At 59.1% G+C, this 2,769-nt stretch carries 3 protein-coding genes; 1 reads left to right on the top strand and 2 read right to left on the bottom strand.

Annotated features, from left to right (window positions below; all coding sequences use genetic code 11):
* Nucleotides 1-134 precede the first annotated feature (134 nt).
* Nucleotides 135-479 (bottom strand): DUF4168 domain-containing protein, encoded by a 345-nt coding sequence (locus ACVW0B_RS14270; RefSeq protein WP_414331953.1) that lies wholly within the window; start codon nt 477-479, stop codon nt 135-137.
* 388 nt (nt 480-867) lie between these two features.
* Here ACVW0B_RS14270 and bchI point away from each other — a divergent pair, with 388 nt between their 5' ends.
* Nucleotides 868-1,926, top strand: a complete 1,059-nt coding sequence (gene bchI / locus ACVW0B_RS14275; protein ID WP_011431779.1) for a magnesium chelatase ATPase subunit I — start codon at nt 868-870, stop codon at nt 1,924-1,926.
* Between the two features lie 3 nt (nt 1,927-1,929).
* Here bchI and ACVW0B_RS14280 read toward each other — a convergent pair whose 3' ends face one another.
* Complete coding sequence (locus ACVW0B_RS14280; RefSeq protein WP_414355440.1) at nt 1,930-2,628, bottom strand: cofactor assembly of complex C subunit B; 699 nt, start codon at nt 2,626-2,628, stop codon at nt 1,930-1,932.
* Nucleotides 2,629-2,769: the final 141 nt, after the last annotated feature.

Here is a 2,769-nt window from a genome sequence, read left to right on the forward strand (position 1 = left end):
GCTCAAGTAATCTCTCTCCTTGGGGCGACTGTAAACTCGCCTGAAATTCCGAAACTTAGCTGTCCTCTGGGGCCGCTAGGGATTGGGATAAAGCCTGCACCCTGCGCATAGCGCGGGTGTCGGGTAGTTTACTTTTATCGGACTGGCGGTTGGGGATCCTCGCTTTGCAGGCGGAGAATTTCGGCCTCAATGCGCTGTTGCAAAGCTTTGCCCTCTTCGGAGCGGATCAAGAGTGTAATGCGGTTGTAGTCAGGCACAGTCATACCGTGGCGAGTGATGATCTCGGTCGCGGTGCGGATGAATTCTCGCCGGATTTGATCTTTGCTGGCTGGGTCGTTTGTGGCTTGGGAGCGCTTTTGGGCCTCTTGCCGGTGGGGCTCCATCTCCAAGACGATACGGGCGTACATTGTTACCTGCTCATCGCTCAACACCACAGAGGTGGTGGGGGTTTGAGCCACGGCCAGAGAGACAGTGAGCACAGGGATCCAAGTGCAAACCCAGATCAAACCCACCAGCCCTTTTTGGACCACGCTTTGGATTGGAAATGCCGTCCACCGTCTCCGACTTGCTTTGCCTGACACCGCTGATGTCTCCCCACCCGCCAACTGTTGCTCAGGTTGCCTAGGGTTTTTGTGAGCTTTCGGCCCCACGCCGGTTCAACACTCTGATGAACCCCGCGGGCTTCGATCCTATCTGCTTCTCTCTGTGAAAGCCCAGGGCGTCGTCCACGCTGACAACTGAGCTTGCTTTTCCATTTGACCGAAAACTGGTCTTTAGGTTCCAGTTCCAGTCCCTTTCCAGCCTATCTGACACCCAGAAGGGAGTGGCCTCTGGGATAATGGGGATGAATTGTTGGTTATTGCCCCTATGCATTTGGAACGTCGCCCGGTTTTCCCGTTTACGGCCATCGTCGGCCAAGAGGAGATGAAATTGGCCTTGCTCCTCAACGTGATCGACCCGCGCATTGGCGGGGTGCTGATCATGGGGGATCGCGGCACGGGCAAGTCCACCACCATTCGCGCTTTGGCCGACCTGCTGCCCCAGATCGAGGTGGTGAAAGGGGATCCCTTCAACAGCCACCCGCGGCAGCGGGACTTGATGAGCGATCAAGTGTGGGAACGGCTCCAAGCAGGGGAAACGCTGGAAAGCACTTGGATCCAGGTGCCGATGGTGGATCTGCCCTTGGGGGCAACAGAAGACCGAGTGTGTGGCACTCTCGACATTGAGCGGGCCTTAGCTCAGGGGGTGAAGGCTTTTGAGCCGGGGCTGTTGGCCAAGGCCAATCGAGGCATCCTTTACGTGGATGAAGTCAATTTGCTGGATGACCACTTGGTGGATGTGTTGCTGGATGCGGCGGCCTCAGGCTGGAACACCGTGGAACGGGAAGGCATTTCCATTCGTCATCCGGCTCGGTTTGTGCTGGTGGGATCCGGCAACCCGGAAGAGGGGGAATTGCGGCCTCAACTGCTGGATCGCTTTGGCATGTTTGTCCAGATCGAAACGGTGCGAGATGCCGCCCTGCGGGTGCGGATCGTGGAGGAGCGCAGCCAGTTCGACGCCGATCCCCAGGCTTTTTTGGCCAAGTATGCCGATTCCCAGCAGCGCCTGCGGGAGCGCATCGAAAAAGCCCAACATCTTTTGCCCAACGTGGCAGTGGATCCCGACTTGCGCTTGAAGATCTCTGGGGTATGCGCGGCTTTGGAGGTGGATGGACTGCGCGGAGACATTGTAACCAACCGGGCTGCCAAAGCCCTGGCAGCTCTAGAGGGGCGCAGTGAGGTCACCGTCGCCGATATCCGTCGGGTGATCAGCCTGTGTTTGCGCCACCGCCTGCGCAAGGATCCTCTGGAGACCATCGACTCGGGCTACAAGGTGGAAAAAGCCTTCAGCGAAGTGTTCCAGGTGAGCCTAGAGAGCGCCGCCTAGCCCTCACCCCCCAGCCCCTCTCCCAGGGGGAGAGGGGAGTAGGGTGGCTGCTAGCTTGTCGGCAATGGCGGCAATCCAGGTTTGCTCCTGCCGGCTGAAGCTGCGTGGGGTATCGCTCCCCAAAATCAAGCACCCTCGCTGGCCGATGGGCTGGCACAGCACGGCCTGGGATCCGGGGGGCAACAGGCCATCGAACTCGGCGCGGGCCGGGAACAGCTTGAGATCCACCAAATACACGGGCCGCCCCGTCTGCAAGACCCGCTGTAAAACGCTCTTGGGCTGAATGGAGGGCATCTGGCCGGGGGTGGCTAGGATCCCCCGTTGCAGGAGGGTTCGCCCACCCACCCAGATCACCACGGTGCGGGCGGCGGTGGTGCTGAGCAGGGTATGGGAGGCCCAAGCCAGCTCCAGTTTCTCGCTTTCGGAAAGATCGGGATGCCAATCACAGCCGGGGATCCCCTGCAGGGGGGCCGTTTGGGGTGGAAGAGGCTGGATCTGCTGCCACAGCAGGCCGGTCAGGATCAAAACGGCGCTGAGGAGGATCCCCAAGGCATCTGAACGGGACTGGCTGGTAAGCAATTCCGGCGTAAAGGCCAGTCGATTAATAACCAAAAGGACGCTGCCCAAAAGGCCGGTCACCAGAGGCAGCCGCCTCACCCAGCGATTGGGATCCCTGGGGGCTGGAGTGGGTTCAACCGTCAAGGCAGGCTAGGCATAACCTAGAGGAAGTAACGGGAGAGAAGGGAGAAGCTGATACATTTACGCTGAACACTGCTGAACATCACTGTTCAACTATGCAGCGATAGCATTCTGTTTGTTTCCAACCAGAATGGCGGTATCCCG

Source organism: Thermostichus sp. MS-CIW-23 (assembly GCF_054059455.1).